Source organism: Micromonospora sp. SD12, assembly GCF_052068495.1.
Lineage (GTDB): Bacteria > Actinomycetota > Actinomycetes > Mycobacteriales > Micromonosporaceae > Micromonospora > Micromonospora echinofusca.
On record NZ_JBQHDF010000003.1, the window covers coordinates 257726 to 273006 of the forward strand.

General features: G+C 73.6%; 15 protein-coding genes. 8 read left to right on the forward strand and 7 right to left on the reverse strand.

Annotated elements, in window-relative coordinates; translation table 11 throughout:
* Positions 1-7: 7 nt before the first annotated feature.
* The gene (locus tag ACTMS2_RS08130; RefSeq protein WP_441174864.1) at positions 8-1090 is read left to right on the forward strand and encodes a polyprenyl synthetase family protein; all 1083 of its coding nucleotides are present in this window, start codon (positions 8-10) and stop codon (positions 1088-1090) included.
* 67 nt (positions 1091-1157) lie between these two features.
* Here ACTMS2_RS08130 and ACTMS2_RS08135 read toward each other — a convergent pair whose 3' ends face one another.
* A complete protein-coding gene (locus tag ACTMS2_RS08135) occupies positions 1158-1553 on the reverse strand; it encodes an Rv2175c family DNA-binding protein (protein ID WP_441174865.1) in 396 nt (131 codons plus the stop codon).
* Between the two features lie 164 nt (positions 1554-1717).
* Here ACTMS2_RS08135 and pknB point away from each other — a divergent pair, with 164 nt between their 5' ends.
* Complete coding sequence (gene pknB, locus ACTMS2_RS08140) at positions 1718-3703, forward strand: Stk1 family PASTA domain-containing Ser/Thr kinase (protein WP_441174866.1); 1986 nt, start codon at positions 1718-1720, stop codon at positions 3701-3703.
* 2 nt (positions 3704-3705) lie between these two features.
* Positions 3706-4569, forward strand: a complete 864-nt coding sequence (locus tag ACTMS2_RS08145; RefSeq protein WP_441174867.1) for a deoxyribonuclease IV — start codon at positions 3706-3708, stop codon at positions 4567-4569.
* A 19-nt stretch (positions 4570-4588) separates the two neighbouring features.
* On the opposite strand, the gene ACTMS2_RS08150 is transcribed toward ACTMS2_RS08145, so the two are convergent.
* From ACTMS2_RS08150 to ACTMS2_RS08165, 4 genes are all read right to left on the reverse strand, one after another.
* Entirely contained in the window at positions 4589-5626 is a 1038-nt protein-coding gene (locus tag ACTMS2_RS08150) for a threonine aldolase family protein (protein WP_441174868.1), read from the reverse strand.
* A 44-nt stretch (positions 5627-5670) separates the two neighbouring features.
* Positions 5671-7077 carry a class II 3-deoxy-7-phosphoheptulonate synthase gene (locus ACTMS2_RS08155; RefSeq protein ID WP_441174869.1) on the reverse strand — a complete coding sequence of 469 codons (1407 nt, stop codon included), beginning with the start codon at positions 7075-7077 and terminating at the stop codon, positions 5671-5673.
* Between the two features lie 72 nt (positions 7078-7149).
* On the reverse strand, positions 7150-7647 hold the full coding sequence (locus ACTMS2_RS08160; RefSeq protein WP_441174870.1) for a hypothetical protein: 498 nt from the start codon (positions 7645-7647) through the stop codon (positions 7150-7152).
* Positions 7648-7828: 181 nt separating this feature from the next.
* Positions 7829-9454 carry a glycosyl hydrolase family 18 protein gene (locus ACTMS2_RS08165; protein WP_350821396.1) on the reverse strand — a complete coding sequence of 542 codons (1626 nt, stop codon included), beginning with the start codon at positions 9452-9454 and terminating at the stop codon, positions 7829-7831.
* Between the two features lie 200 nt (positions 9455-9654).
* On the opposite strand from ACTMS2_RS08165, the gene ACTMS2_RS08170 reads away from it, so the two are divergent.
* The 4 genes from ACTMS2_RS08170 to ACTMS2_RS08185 all read left to right on the forward strand — a co-directional run bounded on the left by ACTMS2_RS08170 (position 9655) and on the right by ACTMS2_RS08185 (position 12466).
* On the forward strand, positions 9655-10149 hold the full coding sequence (locus ACTMS2_RS08170; protein WP_441174871.1) for a glutathione peroxidase: 495 nt from the start codon (positions 9655-9657) through the stop codon (positions 10147-10149).
* A gap of 114 nt (positions 10150-10263) precedes the next feature.
* Entirely contained in the window at positions 10264-10701 is a 438-nt protein-coding gene (locus ACTMS2_RS08175) for a hypothetical protein (RefSeq protein ID WP_441174872.1), read from the forward strand.
* Complete coding sequence (locus ACTMS2_RS08180; RefSeq protein ID WP_441174873.1) at positions 10698-11372, forward strand: NADPH-dependent F420 reductase; 675 nt, start codon at positions 10698-10700, stop codon at positions 11370-11372. The genes ACTMS2_RS08175 and ACTMS2_RS08180 overlap by 4 nt, the downstream gene beginning before the upstream one ends.
* Positions 11373-11518: 146 nt before the next feature.
* The gene (locus ACTMS2_RS08185) at positions 11519-12466 is read left to right on the forward strand and encodes a threonine ammonia-lyase (protein ID WP_441174874.1); all 948 of its coding nucleotides are present in this window, start codon (positions 11519-11521) and stop codon (positions 12464-12466) included.
* A gap of 14 nt (positions 12467-12480) precedes the next feature.
* Here the strand turns inward: ACTMS2_RS08185 and ACTMS2_RS08190 are convergent, their stop codons facing one another.
* Positions 12481-12831, reverse strand: a complete 351-nt coding sequence (locus tag ACTMS2_RS08190) for a DUF2203 domain-containing protein (RefSeq protein ID WP_088999199.1) — start codon at positions 12829-12831, stop codon at positions 12481-12483.
* 157 nt (positions 12832-12988) lie between these two features.
* Between ACTMS2_RS08190 and ACTMS2_RS08195 the strand changes: the two genes are divergently transcribed.
* Positions 12989-14284: an exo-beta-N-acetylmuramidase NamZ family protein gene (locus tag ACTMS2_RS08195; RefSeq protein WP_441174875.1), complete on the forward strand. Its 1296-nt coding sequence runs from the start codon at positions 12989-12991 to the stop codon at positions 14282-14284.
* A gap of 108 nt (positions 14285-14392) precedes the next feature.
* Here the strand turns inward: ACTMS2_RS08195 and proC are convergent, their stop codons facing one another.
* Complete coding sequence (gene proC, locus ACTMS2_RS08200; protein WP_441174876.1) at positions 14393-15211, reverse strand: pyrroline-5-carboxylate reductase; 819 nt, start codon at positions 15209-15211, stop codon at positions 14393-14395.
* Positions 15212-15281: the final 70 nt, after the last annotated feature.

Sequence of the window (15281 nt, forward strand, 5' to 3'; positions counted from 1 at the left end):
TCGGGGCGTGACCCACGCTGCTCCTGTCTCCCCCGTCGACCGCGCCGGGCTGCGTCAACGGATCGACAAGGCCCTGACCGAGTTCCTCGCCAGCCAGCGCGCCTGGATGGCCGGGGTCGACGACGCCCTGGCTCCGCTCGCCGAGACGATCGAGGCGTTCGTCCTCGGCGGGGGCAAGCGGCTGCGGCCGGCGTTCGCCTACTGGGGGTTCCGGGGAGCCGGCGGGGTGGACACCGACCAGGTGGTCACCGCCCTGGCCTCGTTGGAGTTCGTGCAGGCCAGCGCGTTGATCCACGACGACCTCATGGACCGCTCCGACACCCGGCGCGGTGAGCCGGCCGTGCACCGGCGGTTCGCCGCCCGGCACCGGACGGCCGGCTGGGGCGGCGACGCGGACGGCTTCGGCGACGCCGCGGCGATCCTGCTGGGCGACCTGGCCCTGGTCTGGTCGGACGAGCTGCTGCACTCCGCCGGGCTGGACCCGCGCACGGTGGCCCGGGCCCGGCCGGTCTTCGACGCCATGCGCACCGAGGTCACCGTCGGGCAGTACCTCGACGTGCTGACCCAGGTCACCGGGGACACATCGGTGGAGCGGGCCGGCAAGGTGGCCCGCTACAAGTCGGCGAAGTACACCGTCGAACGGCCGCTGCTGGTCGGTGCGGCGCTGGCCGACGCGACGGCGGAGGTCCGGGCGGCGTACTCCGCGTACGGGCTGCCGCTGGGCGAGGCGTTCCAGCTCCGCGACGACGTGCTGGGGGTGTTCGGCGACCCCGCCCAGACCGGCAAGCCGGCCGGCGACGACCTGCGCGAGGGCAAGCGGACGTACCTGGTGGCGGCAGCCCTGGAGACGACCGACGGGGCGGGTCGGGACGTGCTGCTCGGCGGGCTCGGCGATCCGGGGCTGGACGCGGCCGGGATCGCCCGGCTGCGCGAGCTGATCGACGGCAGTGGGGCGCTGGCGCGTACGGAGCAGCGGATCGGCGTGCTGACCGACACCGCGCTGGCCGCGCTGGCCGCCGTCGACCTGGACACCGAGGCGCGGCAGGCCCTGGTCGACCTGGCCATCGCCGCCACCCGCCGCGCCGACTGACCGGCCCCCCGCGCGTCCTCGTCCCCACCCCCGCGCGGGAACGGGCGGGGGCGGGGACGAGGACGGGTCAGAAGCCCAGGGCCTGGGCCCGGCGCTTCACCTCGCGGGCCTGGTCGCCGGCGAGCGCCTTCGCGGGGGTGGCACCGGGCAGGGTGTCGTCCGGCTCGTAGAGCCAGCGCAGCGCGGCCTCGTCGTCGTAGCCCGCGTCGGCCAGCAGGTTGAGCACGCCGGGCAGGTGCTTGAGCACCGTCTTGTTGGCCACCAGGTCGGCCGGCATCCGGCGGACGCCGTCGCGGCGTACCGCGATCAGCTCCCGGTCGCGGATCATCTGGTGGACCTTGCTGATCGACACGTCGAGGCGCTCGGCCACGTCCGGCAGGGTCAGCCAGTCGGCGGCGTCGGTGGGGCCGGCGGCGGATTCGGGGCCGGGCACGGCCCGGTCGGCGGGTACTGAGTCGGTCACCGGACCACCCTGCCACGTCCCGTCCGGCCGGGGCGAACGGCACCCCGACGAGCCGGCTGAGCAGGGCGGCTAGGGGAAGCGAGCGCGGCGAGCCAGTCGTGGTCGCACCCCATCTGTAGCATCCTGTTCAACCTTCACCTCCTGGACACATAGACTCCCTGCCGATGGACACACAGGTCGCCGACACGTTGCTGGGCTCGCTGATCGACGGGCGCTACCGCATCCGCGGTCGCGTGGCCCGTGGCGGCATGGCGACCGTGTACACCGCCACCGACGAGCGCCTCGAGCGCACCGTGGCGGTCAAGATCATTCACCCGTCCCAGGCCCCGGACGCGCAATCCCGGGCAGCGGGCTTCGTGGAGCGGTTCACCGACGAGGCGAAGACCATCGCCCGGCTGACCCACCCCAACGTCGTCGCGGTCTACGACCAGGGCACCCACTCCGGCCTGCCCTACCTCGTGATGGAGTACGTCCGCGGTCGCACCCTGCGCGACGTGCTCGCCGAGCGACGCCGGCTCAACCCCGACGAGGCGCTGGCCATCGCCGAGCAGATGCTCGCCGCGATCGCCGCCGCGCACCGGGCGGGGCTGGTGCACCGCGACGTGAAGCCGGAGAACGTGCTGGTCGCCGAGGCTCCCACCGGCGGCGCGGCCAACCTGATCGACAGCGTGGTCAAGGTCGCCGACTTCGGGCTGGCCCGGGCGGTCGAGGCGAGCGCCGAGGAGGACGGCAACCAGCTGATGGCCACGGTCGCGTACGTGGCCCCGGAGCTGGTCACCGACGGGCACGCCGACCCCCGCACCGACGTCTACTCGGCCGGCATCGTGCTGTTCGAGATGCTCACGGGCCGGGTGCCCTACGACGGGGACCGCCCGGTCGACGTCGCCTGGCAGCACGTCGACAAGGACGTCCCGGCGCCGTCGACCCTGGTGCCCGGCCTGCCCAAGGCGCTCGATGAACTGGTCGCCCGGGCGACCCGGCGTGATCCGGGCGCCCGGCCGACGGACGCCGGCGCGCTGCTGGCCGAGGTGCAGGCGGTCCGCGACGACCTGGGCGACGCGAACACGCGTACCGCCGTGCTGCGCCGGGTGTCCGACGAGCCGGTGGCCGGGCCGACCATGATGGTCGCGGCGGTCCGGCCGGCCGAACGACCCGCCTGGGCCCGGCTGCCCGAGGGCGGCGGCCCCCGGACGGGCCGTCGCCGGGCCGAGCCCGAGGAGGGCGAGAGCCTGTGGTCGCGGCTGTCCACGCTGCGCACCCGGGTCATGGGCGACCCGCGCGGCCGCACGGCGGTCATCGCCGCGGCGGTGGTGCTGCTCCTGGTGGCCGCCGTCGGCGGCTGGTGGTTCGCGGCCGGGCGCTACACGGAGGCGCCGCAGCTGGTGGCGATGACCAAGGCCGAGGCGGAGGCGCAGGCCGCCCGCGCCGGGATCGTCCTGAGCTACGCCGAACCGCGTCACGACGAGAAGGTCCCGAAGGACGCCGTCCTGGCGCAGGACCCGGTCTCGGCCACCCGGATCGTCAAGGGCGGCACCGTCACGCTGACCCTCTCGCTGGGCCCGGAGCGGTTCCCGGTGCCCGACGTGGTGGGCAAGGAGTTCGAGCTCGCCGAGGCCGACCTGCTCGACGCCAAGCTCGTGGTGGCGAAGGGCACCGCCCGCTACGACGACAACCTGCCCACGGGCGTGGTGATCGACACCAACCCGAAGGTCGGCACCGAGGTGAAGCCGGGCGACAAGGTCACCGTCATCCTGAGCAAGGGCAGGGCTCCGATCTCGGTGCCCAACCTGGTCGGCAAGAGCCTGGGCGAGGCGCGCACGATCCTCGCCCAGCTGGGCCTGGAGCTGGTGGAGCCGCCCACCTACAAGGACTCCGACAAGCCCCGCGACGAGATCCTCGGGCAGAGCCCGGCGGACGGCACCGGGGTGGAGCGGGGAGCCAAGGTCAAGCTGGAGCTGAGCAAGGGCCCGCCGCTGGTCGCCGTGCCCCGGGTCATCGATCTGCCCTGCCAGCAGGCCAAGCAGCTGCTGGAGAGCCAGGGCTTCCCGGTGGCGATCCAGTTCAACCCGAACGGCATCACCCGGTTCCAGAACCCGCCGGAGAACACGCAGGTGCCGCCGGGCACCCCGGTCACCCTCGGGTGCATGTAGCGATGCCGGCACACCACCGGCTGGTCGGCTCGCACACGCCCACCTCGGGGGGTCTGGCGAAGGCCGCCCTGCCGTACGTCGACGCGACCGGCTCGCAGGTCGTGCAGGTCTACGTGTCGAACTCGCGCGGCTGGGCGCTGCCGGCCGGCGACCCGGCCCAGGACGTCGCGTTCCGCGACGGCTGCGGCGAGCGGGGCGTACCCGTCTTCATCCACGCGTCGCTGCTGGTCAACCTCGGCTCCCCCACCGCCAACACGGTCGAGCGGTCGGCCGAGACGCTTGCCCACGCGCTGCGCCGGGGCCGGGCGATCGGCGCCGGGGGCGTGGTCTTCCACGCCGGCAGCGCGGTCGACGAGGGCTACGCCGAGGCCGCGATGCGGCAGGTGCGCGAAACCCTGCTGCCGCTGCTCGACGAGGCGGCGGCAACGGACGGCCCGCGGCTGCTGGTCGAGCCGAGCGCGGGCGGCGGCCGCTCACTCGCCTCCCGGGTGGAGCAGCTCGGGCCCTACCTCGACGCGGTGGAGCGGCACCCCTGGCTCGGGGTCTGCTTCGACACCTGCCACGCCTGGGCCGCCGGGCACGACCTGGCCGCCGCAGGCGGCATGACCGCGACGCTGGACACGCTCGTGGCGACGGTCGGGGCCGACCGCCTGCGGCTGGTGCACGCCAACGATTCGAAGGACCTGTGCGGCTCGACCCGGGACCGGCACGAGAACATCGGCAAGGGCACCATCGGCGAGCCGGCGTTCGCCGAGCTGATGGCGCACCCGGCCACCGCCGGCGTCCCGATCGTGGTCGAGACGCCGACGGAGAAGCACGTCGGCCACGCCGCGGACATCGCCACCCTGAAGCGCCTGCACCCCTGACGCGGGGCCGGCAAGGCGGTCAGCCCCGCAGGACGCGGGTGAGGACCTCGACGGCGCGGTCGATACCGGCGTCGTCGACGCCCAGGTGGGTGACCAGGCGGGCCGTGCGGGGGCCGAGCACCGAGACCAGGACGCCCTCGGCGCGCGCGGCGGCGGCCAGGGCGTGCGCGTCCATCGGCGCCTTGGTCAGGTCCAGCGGCACCAGGTTGGTCCGCACGGTCGTGGCCAGCACCCCGAACGGGGCGATCGCCTCGGCCAGCCTCGCCGCCTTCGCGTGGTCGTCGGCGAGCCGTTCGACGTGGTGGGCGAGGGCGTACCGGCCGGCGGCGGCCAGGATGCCCGCCTGCCGCATCCCGCCGCCCATCCGCTTGCGGAGGAACCGGGCCCGCTCGATCTTGTCGGCGCTGCCGACGACCAGCGAGCCGACGGGCGCGCCGAGCCCCTTGGAGAGGCAGACCGACAGCGTGTCGAAGAGGGCGCCGTAGTCGGCCAGCGGCACGCCGTCGGCGACGTGCGCGTGCCAGATCCGGGCGCCGTCGCAGTGCAGCGCCACCTGCGCGTCGTCGGCGATCCGGCGCAGCTCGCGCAGGGTGGCCAGCGGGATCACCCCGCCGCCGCCCCGGTTGTGGGTCTGCTCGACGGCGATCGCCCGGGTGGGCACCGCCCAGTAGCCGTCCGGGCGGATCATCGCGGCGACCGCGTCCGGGTCGACGTCCGCGCCGACCGCCGGCCAGGTCCGCGAGGAGATGCCGCCGTACGCCGCGGCGGCCCCGATCTCGTACGTCACCACGTGCGCGTCGGCGTCGCAGAGCAGCTCGTTGCCCGGCGGCACCACCAGTTGCAGGGCGATCTGGTTGGCCATCGACCCGCTCGGGGCGAACAGCGCCGCCTCGTGCCCGAACAGCGCGGCGACCTCCGCCTCCAGCGCGTTGACGGTGGGGTCCTCGCCGTAGACGTCGTCGCCGACGTCGGCCCCCGCCATCGCCTCCCGCATCCCCGGCGTCGGCCGGGTGACGGTGTCCGAACGAAGATCGACAAACGCGTCAGCCACAGTCATCCTTCCGGCTGCCGACTGCGGGGCCCGCAAGCTCACTCCTCGCGTCAGCCACGGAGCATCTCCGCCACGAGGAACGCCAGCTCCAGCGACTGCTGGGTGTTCAGTCGCGGGTCGCAGGCGGTCTCGTACCGGCCGGGCAGGTCGAGGTCCTCGATGCCCTGGGCGCCGCCGAGGCACTCGGTGACGTCCTCACCGGTCAGCTCGACGTGCAGGCCGCCGGGGTGGGTCTCCAGGCCCCGGTGCACCTCGAAGTAGCCGAGCACCTCGTCGACGATGCGGTCGAAGTGCCGGGTCTTGTAGCCGTTGGACGACTCGTGCGTGTTGCCGTGCATCGGGTCGCACTGCCAGACCACCTTGGCGCCGGCGGCGGTCACCTTCGCCACGATCGGCGGCAGGGCGTCGCGGACCCGGTGGTTGCCCATCCGGCTGATCAGGGTGAGCCGGCCGGGGACGTTCTCCGAGTTGAGCTTCTCGCAGAGCTCGATCGCCTCGTCCGGGGTCGTCGTCGGGCCGAGCTTCACGCCGATCGGGTTGGCGATGCGGGAGATGAAGTCGATGTGCGCCCCGTCGATCTGCCGGGTGCGCTCGCCGATCCAGAGGAAGTGCCCGGACAGCCCGTACGCCCGGCTGTCGGAGACCCGGGTCAGCGCCCGGTCGTACTCCAGGGCGAGGGCCTCGTGGGAGCAGTAGAGGGTGACGGTGCGCAGCGCCTCGTCGTCGGTCATCCCACAGGCCCGGATGAAGGCCAGCGCCCGGTCGATCTCGCGGGCGATCGCCTCGTAGCGCTCGCCGGCCGGGGAGTTCTTGACGAAGCCCTTGTTCCAGTCGTGCACCGCGTGCAGGTCGGCCAGCCCGCCGGCCAGGTACGCGCGGAGCATGTTCATCGCGGCGGCCGAGTTCGCGTACGCCCGGATCATGCGCTGCGGGTCGGCGGCCCGGGCCTCCGGCGTCGCCTCCAGCGAGTTGATCATGTCACCGCGGTAGGCGGGCAGGCCGCGCGCGTCGGTCGGCAGCGACCGGGGCTTGGTGTACTGCCCGGCGACCCGCGCCACCTTGACCACCGGCAGCGAGGCGCCGTAGGTGAGCACGATCGCCATCTGGAGCAGGGTGCGGGCGTTGGCCAGCAGGTGGCTCTCGGTGTTGTCGACGAAGGTCTCCGCGCAGTCGCCGCCCTGGAGCAGGAACGCCTTGCCCTCGCACACCAGCGCCAGCCGCTGCCGCAGCTGGTCGACCTCGTAGGGCGCCACCACCGAGGGCACGGTGTCGAGCACCTTGCAGACCTCGGCGACGCCGGCCGGGTCCGGCCAGGGCGGGGTCTGCGCGCGCGGCAGCTCCCGCCAGCGGTCGAGGCCGAGGGCCGCGTCCTCGGCGGAGTCGACGGTCGGACGGCTGGTCTGCAGCCCAGGGCTGCCCACCGCGGGATGGCTCAGCTGATGCCACTCATGGCGCATGACAGAAAGCGTACGGCGACCGGGCACGCGACCTGTCGGCGAGGGGGATGGTTCCGGCAGGTGAGAGCCGACTCACCCGGACACGGGCGAGGCGGGGGCGGCCGGGGAGGCGGTGTTGCCGCCCGGCGCCTCGGCGGCGATGCACCAGTCGGCGCCGTCGCGGGTGACCGTGAACAGCAGCGGCCGGGTGATCGTGCGGGAGCCGGCGGCAACCGAGACCGACGTGCTCACCTCCTGGCCCCGGGGGCCCGAGCGGATGTCGGTGATCTCGGCCTGCGGCACGGTGAAGTGGTCGGCGAAGTCGCCGTTGGGGCCGGTCGCGGCGGCGTCGAAGCTCTCCTGGAGGGCCGCGCAGAGCTGGCTGCGCCCGGCCGCCACGTCCTTGGCGGTCATCGCGTCGAGGTATGCCTGCACCCGCTCCCGCGACTTCGCGGTGGCCTCCTCGGCCGGGGCGCGACCGGGCTTGGTCGCCGGATCCTCCTCCTCGCCGATGCCGCAGCCGAGCAGTGCGAGGGGCAGGATCCCGAGCAGTACGACGCCCGCCGCCAGCCTTCCGCGCCTCGCGCGCATCGCCACCTCCGTCGCCGTGGGCATCGAGCCCGTTGCGCGGCGAGTCTGTCACATCGACACACGTGCCCCGACGCCGCCGCGCCAGGAACCGGGCGATCCGGGCACCGACCGCACACGGCGGGCGGGGAGGGACCGGTGCGTGGTCCCTCCCCGCCGTGTGGGTGGTGCGTCGGCCCTCGGCTCAGCCGAGACCGCCCTTGATGGCGCCGATCAGCTCGCCGTTGCCGGTGTCACCGGAGAGCTCCCAGAAGAACGCGCCACCGAGGCCCTGGTTCTTCGCGTACGTCATCTTGCCGTTGATCGTGGCGGGGGTGTCGTAGCTCCACCAGTTGCTGCCGCACTTGGCGTACGCCGTGCCGGCGATGGTCCCGGTGGCCGGGCAGGTGTTCTTGAGGACCTTGTAGTCCTCGATGCCCTGCTCGTAGGTGCCCGGCGCCGGGCCGGTGGCGGTGCCACCCGGCGCGGTCTGGGTCACCCCGGTCCAGCCCCGGCCGTAGAAGCCGATGCCGAGCAGCAGCTTGTCCGACGGGATGCCCTTGCTCTTGAGCTTCTGGATCGCCGCGTCCGACCAGAAGCCCTGCTGCGGGATGCCGGCGTACGAGGTGAGCGGGGAGTGCGGGGCAGTGGGGCCCTGCGCGTTGAAGGCGCCGAAGTAGTCGTACGTCATCGGCATGATCCAGTTGAGGTGCGTCGCGGCGCCGGCGTAGTCGGTGGCGTCGATCTTGCCGCCGTTGCTGCCGTCGGCCGTGATCGCGGCGGTGACCAGCGCGGAGGAGCCGAACTTCGAGCGCAGCGCGCTGACGACGTTCTTGAAGGCGTTCGGGCCGCTGCTGTCACAGGTGAGCCCGCAGGCGTTCGGGTACTCCCAGTCGACGTCGATGCCGTCGAAGACGTCCGCCCAGCGCGGGTCCTCGACCAGGTTGTGGCAGCTCTCGGCGAACGCGGCCGGGTTCTGCGCGGCCTGGGTGAAGCCGCCGGACCAGGTCCAGCCGCCGAAGGACCAGATCACCTTCAGGTTCGGGTACATCTTCTTGAGCTTGCGCAGCTGGTTGAAGCTGCCGCGCAGCGGCTGGTCCCAGGTGTCGGCGACGCCGTCGACGCTGTCCGCAGCGGTGTAGGCCTTCTCGTAGTCGGCGTAGCTGTCACCGATGGTGCAGCGGCCGCCGGTGGTGTTGCCGAAGGCGTACAGGATGTGGGTCAGCTTGGCGGCCGAGCCGCTGGTGTGGATGTTCTTCACGTGGTAGTTGCGGGCGTAGACGCCCCACTGCGCGAAGTAGCCGACGACCTTCTTGCCGCCCGGGCCCGGCGGCGGGGTGGTGGGCGGAGGCGTGGTCGGCGGCGCGGTGGTGGGCGGCGCCGTGGTCGGCGGGGTGGTGGTCGGCGGCGCCGTGGTGGGGGGCGGGGTGCCGCCGCCGCACGGCGCGCCGTTGATCGTGCAGTTCAGCGGCGCCTTGTACGCGCCGGTGCCGTTGTAGCCCCAGCTGAACGAGGCGCCCGCCGCGATCGGGCCGGCCCAGCTCTTCTTCACCGCGACGTAGTGGTCGCCGGTACGCGTGACGTCGGCGTCCCAGGAGCTGCTGATGCTGGTGCCCGACGGCAGGTCGAACTCGATGCGCCAGGTGCTCACCGGGGCGCTCGTCCCGTTGGTGACGGTCACCCGCGTCTCGTGACCGGTCCCCCAGTCCTGCGCCTTGGCGAAACCGGCGGTCACGCTGCCGGCGCCGAACGCACTGGCCATCGGGACCGTGGCGGCGGTCACCGCCATCACGGCGCCGACCCAGAGGGCCCGGCGGAGCGATCTCTTCATGCGGCGTCTCCCTAAACAGTTAGGAAACTTTCCAGATTGATGGTGAGACGCTACTCACGTCGTCATCGCTTCGTCAAGATGTGCATCTATCGATTTCCACTGGGAGCGCGACCAGCCCTCCCGACCGGCCCCGACCGGCGACTGGCGGTAGCCGGGCGGTGGCCCGGCGCCCATCCGGGGCGACGCGTAGCCTCGGGCCCATGACCGTCTTCGACATCCCGATCGACGCCCTGACCGGCGGCCCGGCCGACCTCGCGCAGTACCGCGGGCGCGCGCTGCTGGTGGTCAACGTCGCCTCCCGCTGCGGCCTCACCCCGCAGTACGCCGGCCTCCAGGCGCTGCACGACGAGTACGCCGACCGCGGCCTGGTGGTGCTCGGCGTGCCCTGCAACCAGTTCGCCGGCCAGGAGCCGGGCAGCGCCGCCGAGATCAGCGACTTCTGCCAGGTCAACTACGGGGTGAGCTTCCCGCTGACGGAGAAGGTCGACGTCAACGGCGCCGACCGCCACCCGCTCTACGCGGACCTGGTGGGCACGGCCGACGCCGACGGCCACAGCGGCGACGTGCGGTGGAACTTCGAGAAGTTCCTCGTCGCCCCGGACGGCACGGTGGCGGCCCGCTTCGCGCCCACCGTCGAGCCCGGCGCGGCCGAGCTGCGCGCCGCGATCGAGAAGGCGCTGCCCGCGGCGACCTGAGAGCCAGCCCGCCTCGACCGGCTGGCCAGGGCGCCCGCGTCGCCACCGTGCCGCCGGGTGTCGGCCGGACTACGATCGGCGACACCTGGGACGGTCCGGGCGGAGGGGGGCGGGATGTTCTTCGCGGTGCAGGAGTCGCCCGCCGCACCGGGCCGGATCCCGCCCGAGCATCACGTCAGCATCCAGGGCCCGCTCGACGCCGGGCGGGTGGTGTTCGACGCCGCCGTGCCCGACGACGTGCTGCGCGACCACGGCCGGCTGCGGCACCTCCCGCCGGCTCCCGAGCACCTCGACGGCCCGGGGCGGCACCGCTTCGCGCTGGAGCATCTGCTCGCCCGGGTCGACGGGGCGACGCCCTACATCCGGGTGCCACCCGAGGACCTGCCGCCGTTCGTCTGGCCGCTCTTCGCGGCGGCCAGACCTGTGGTGTTCGTCTGGACCGATCCCGCGACCGGCGACCGCGTCGAGCGGGTGGTGGTGGCGGTCCGGCGCATTGTCGACCATCCAGGTGGGGAATACCGTCACCGCGAGCGGAGTTGGGAACCGGCATGACAACTGTGGGACTGATCGGCAGTGGACACATCGGCGGCACGGTGGCGCGGCTGGCGGTGGCCGCCGGCTACGACGTGGTGCTGAGCAACTCGCGCGGCCCGGAGACCCTCAAGGACCTCGTCGAGGAGCTGGGCCCCCGCGCGCGGGCGGCCACGGCCCGGGAGGCGGCGGAGGCCGGCGACCTGGTGGTCGTCACCATTCCGCTGAAGGCGTACCGGGACGTGCCCGTCGAGCCGCTCGCCGGCAAGCTCGTGCTGGACACCAACAACTACTACCCGCAGCGGGACGGACAGATCTCCGAGCTCGACTCGGGCTCCACCACCAGCAGCGAACTGCTCCAGCGGCACCTGCCGCAGTCGCGGGTGGTCAAGGTGTTCAACAACATCTTCTTCAAGCACCTGCACACGCTGGCCCGGCCGACCGGCGCCGCCGACCGCAGCGCGCTGCCGATCGCCGGCGACGACGCGGGCGCGAAGGCGGAGGCCACGGCCTTCCTGGACCGGATCGGCTACGACGCCGTCGACGCCGGCACGCTCGCCGAGAGCTGGCGCTACCAGCCGGACACCCCGGCGTACGGGACCATCTACTCCGTCGACCCGGCGGACTGGGAGCGCGAGGCGCCGGCCGACGCCGCCAAGGTGCGCGCCGCGCTGACCGAAGCCACCCGCTGAACCCCGTCCCGGCGGCCACCGCGCGGCACGGTCGCGCCGCGGCTGACCAGGTGCCGGGAACGCGGGCCCGCCGGGCCGCCCGGGCGCGGGTCCGGCCGGTCGCATCACGGACGGTGCGACCGGCCGGGCCGGGCTAGGCTGCGACCGTGCAGCTCACCACCGTGGACGACATCAGCGCGGCCGAGCAGCGCATCGCGGGACGGGTCGTACGCACCCCGTTGCTGCCCTGCCCCCGCCTCGGCGACCCGCTGCGGCTCGACCTCGCCGTCAAGGCGGAGAATCTCCAGCACACCGGCAGCTTCAAGGTGCGGGGCGCGCTCAACGCGCTGCTCGCCCGCGTCGAACGGCAGGGGGCGCCCGCCGGGCTGACCGCCTTCTCCGCCGGCAACCACGCGGCGGCGGTGGCCTTCGCCGGCCGCGCCTTCGATCTGCCGACGGTCGTCTGCATGCCGCCGCACGCGGTGCCGACCAAGGTCGAGACGGTCCGCCGGTACGGCGGCGAGGTCGTCTTCACCGACGACCTCGCGGGGACCTGCCAGGCGCTCGCGGCGGAGCGCGGCTACCACCTCCTGCACCCGTTCGACGACCCGGACGTCATCGCCGGTCAGGCCACCGTCGGCAGGGAGATCCTGGCCGACGGCCCGCCGCCGGAGCTGGTCCTCGTGCCGGTGGGCGGCGGCGGGCTGATCAGCGGGGTGGCGTCGGCCGTACGGGCGGCCGCCCCGGGCACGCGCGTCGTCGGCGTCGAGCCGGTCACCGCCAACGCCCTCGGCCACGCGCTGCGCACCGGGGGCGACGCCCTCGCGGCGCGACCCGTGTCGATCGCCGACGGGCTGGCGGCTCCGTTCGCCGGGCGGCACACGCTGGCGCACGCCCGTGCGCTGGTGGACGAGGTGGTCGAGGTGTCCGAGGAGGACATCCGGGCCGCCTGGTGGGAGCTGCTGGACGCGACGAAGCTCCTGGTCGAACCGTCCGCCGCCGTCACGCTCGCCGCGTTGCGGGCCGGTCTGGTCGACGCCGGGCCGGGCACCCGTACCGTGCTGGTGCTCAGCGGCGGCAACGTCTCCCCGGCCACGCTCGCGTCCCTGGCCTGAGCACCGCCGCCGGGTCAGACCGGGCGACGGCCGGCGAAGCCGCACTCCATCCGGTGGTACCAGCGCACGTCGCTGTCCCCCTCCAGCCAGCACCAGAGCACCGGCCGGCCGTCGCGCTCGCCGGGAAAGTCGAGCAGCACCGGCGCGATGCCCTTGACCTGGATGTCGTGCGAGTGCAGCTCCTCGACGAGGGCGTGCAGCCGCGCCTCCAGGCCCTTGACCTCGGCGAGTCCGCCGAGCGGGCTGGCGCCCCGGTCGGCCAGGTCGACGCGCAGCTCGGCCAGGTCGGCCCGCAGCCGGATCAGCTCGTCGACGCGGGGGCGCAGGGTGGCGATCAGGTGGCGGGCCTGGGCGAGGGTGAACACGGGGCCAGTATGGGGCACCCGACGCTCCGGGCGTGCCCGGCCGGACACCGGCGCACGGCTCCGGACGGCACCCGGCCGGACCGGATTTGTAGCTAACCTTCCTTGACGGGGCATCCACGTGTAGCTAAGTTTCGACCAAACCGACGGGAGGGGCGACATGGAGCGTAGGAAGTTCCTGGCCGGAGCGGGTGCGGTGACCGTGGGCGCGGTCGCGGCGACGGCCCCCGGCGCGGCCGGTCACGCCGCGCCCGGCATCCGCCACGTGGAGACCGGGCTCGACGTGCTCGTACGCTCCGACTTCGCCGACCTCGCCGGCCAGCGGGTGGGCGTGATCTCGAACCCCACCGGCGTGGACTCGGACTACCGGCACCTGGTCGACCTGATGCACGCCTCCGGCACGGTGCGGCTGGCCGCCGCGTTCGGCCCCGAGCACGGCTTCCGCGGCTCGGCGCAGGCCGGCGGCAGCGAGGGCACCGGCATCGACGCCCGCACCGGGATCACCGTCTACGACGCGTACGGGGCCTCGCTGGCCAAGTGGGAGTCCATGTTCACCCAGGCCGGCGTCGACACCGTCGTCTTCGACATCCAGGACGTCGGCGCCCGCTTCTACACGTACATCTGGACGATGTACACCTCGATGATGGCGGCGGCCCGGGTCGGCAAGCGCTACGTGGTGCTGGACCGGCCGAACCCGGTCGGCGGCCGGGCCTACGGGCCGATGATGACCGCCGGCTACACCTCCGGGGTGGGCCTGAAGGAGATCGTCCAGCAGCATGGCATGACCGTCGGCGAGCTGGCCCGGTTCTTCAACGCCGAGTTCCTGCCCGCCGAGGCCGGCCGCAAGGTCGACCTGCACGTCGTGGAGTGCCGGCACTGGAAGCGCGACAAGCTGGCCGCCGACACCGACCTGCCCTGGGTGCTGCCCAGCCCGAACATGCCCACCACGGACACCGCGCTGGTCTACCCGGGCACCGGTCTGTTCGAGGGCGTCGCGTCGCTCACCGAGGGCCGGGGCACCTGCAAGCCGTTCGAGCTGATCGGCGGGCTGGCCGACGACTTCGACTACCACTGGTCCGACCGGCTCAACGCCCGCGAGCTGCCCGGCGTCGAGTTCCGCGAGGCCTACTTCACGCCGACGTCCGCCGGTCAGAAGCCCGCGCTGCTCAACAAGCTCTGCGCGGGGGTCGAGGTCAAGGTCGTCGACCGGGCGGCGTACGACCCGATCCGCACGGCGGTCGCGATGCTGGTGGAGGCGCACAAGTACGAGGCGTTCGCGTGGCGGCGCGACTCGTGGGACGCCGTGCGGCCGTACTGGATCGACAAGCTGACCGGGTCACCTCGGCTGCGCACGATGATCGACGCGGGGGCCGACGTGGACGACGTGGTCGGCGCCTGGGCCGACGAGCTGGCGGACTTCAACCGTCGACGCGAGCCCCACCTGCTCTACCGGTGATCTCGGCGACCAAGGCGCCGACCCGGGCGAGAGGATCGGCCGGGTCGGCGTCGTGTTCAGTGGTGGGATCCGGCGCCACCGATCGCGTCCACGTACGGCGGGGAAGAGTCAGTCGGCCTGGGCCGCCAGTTCGCGGGCGCGGTCGCGGGCCGCTTCCAGCGCGGCGAGCAGCGCCGCGCGTACGCCGTGCTTCTCCAGCTCGCGCACGGCGGAGATGGTGGTGCCGGCCGGCGAGGTGACCGCCTCGCGCAGCTTCACCGGGTGCTCGCCGGAGTCGCGCAGCATCACCGCCGAGCCGATCGCGGTCTGCACGATCAGCTCGTGCGCGACCTGCCGGGGCAGGCCGAGCAGGATGCCGGCGTCGATCATCGCCTCGACGAGCAGGTAGAAGTACGCCGGCCCGGAGCCGGAGAGCGCGGTGACGGCGTCCTGCTGCGACTCGGGCACCCGGACGGTCGACCCGAGCGGCTTGAACATCTCCTCGGCCAACGCCAGGTGCGCCCCGGTGGCGTGCGCGCCCGCGGAGATCGCGGTCATCGCCTGGTCGACCAGGGCCGGGGTGTTGGTCATCACCCGCACCACGGGCGTGCCCTCGGGCAGCCGGCGGTTGAAGAAGCTGGTCGGCAGGCCGGCGCAGAGCGAGATGACCAGCTTGTCGGCGGGCACCTTCGGCCCGATCTCGTCCAGCAGGGTCGCCGCGTCCTGCGGCTTGACCGAGACGGCGAGCACCTCCGCCTCGTCCACCGCCGTCAGGTTGTCCACCACCCGGACCCCGTAGCGGGCGGTCAGCTCCTCGGCGCGGGCGGGCCGGCGGGCGGTGGCGAGCAGCCGGTCCACGGGCCAGCCCGAGCGCAGCAGCCCGGAGAGCATCAGCTCGCCGATCTTGCCGGCCCCGATGACCGCGACCGTGTGCACCGTACCCGCCATCGCCGTCGTACCCCCTCGCCGTGAGCCGGCGTCGCGACGGGCCGGGCGGCCCGTCGCGACGCCACGGATG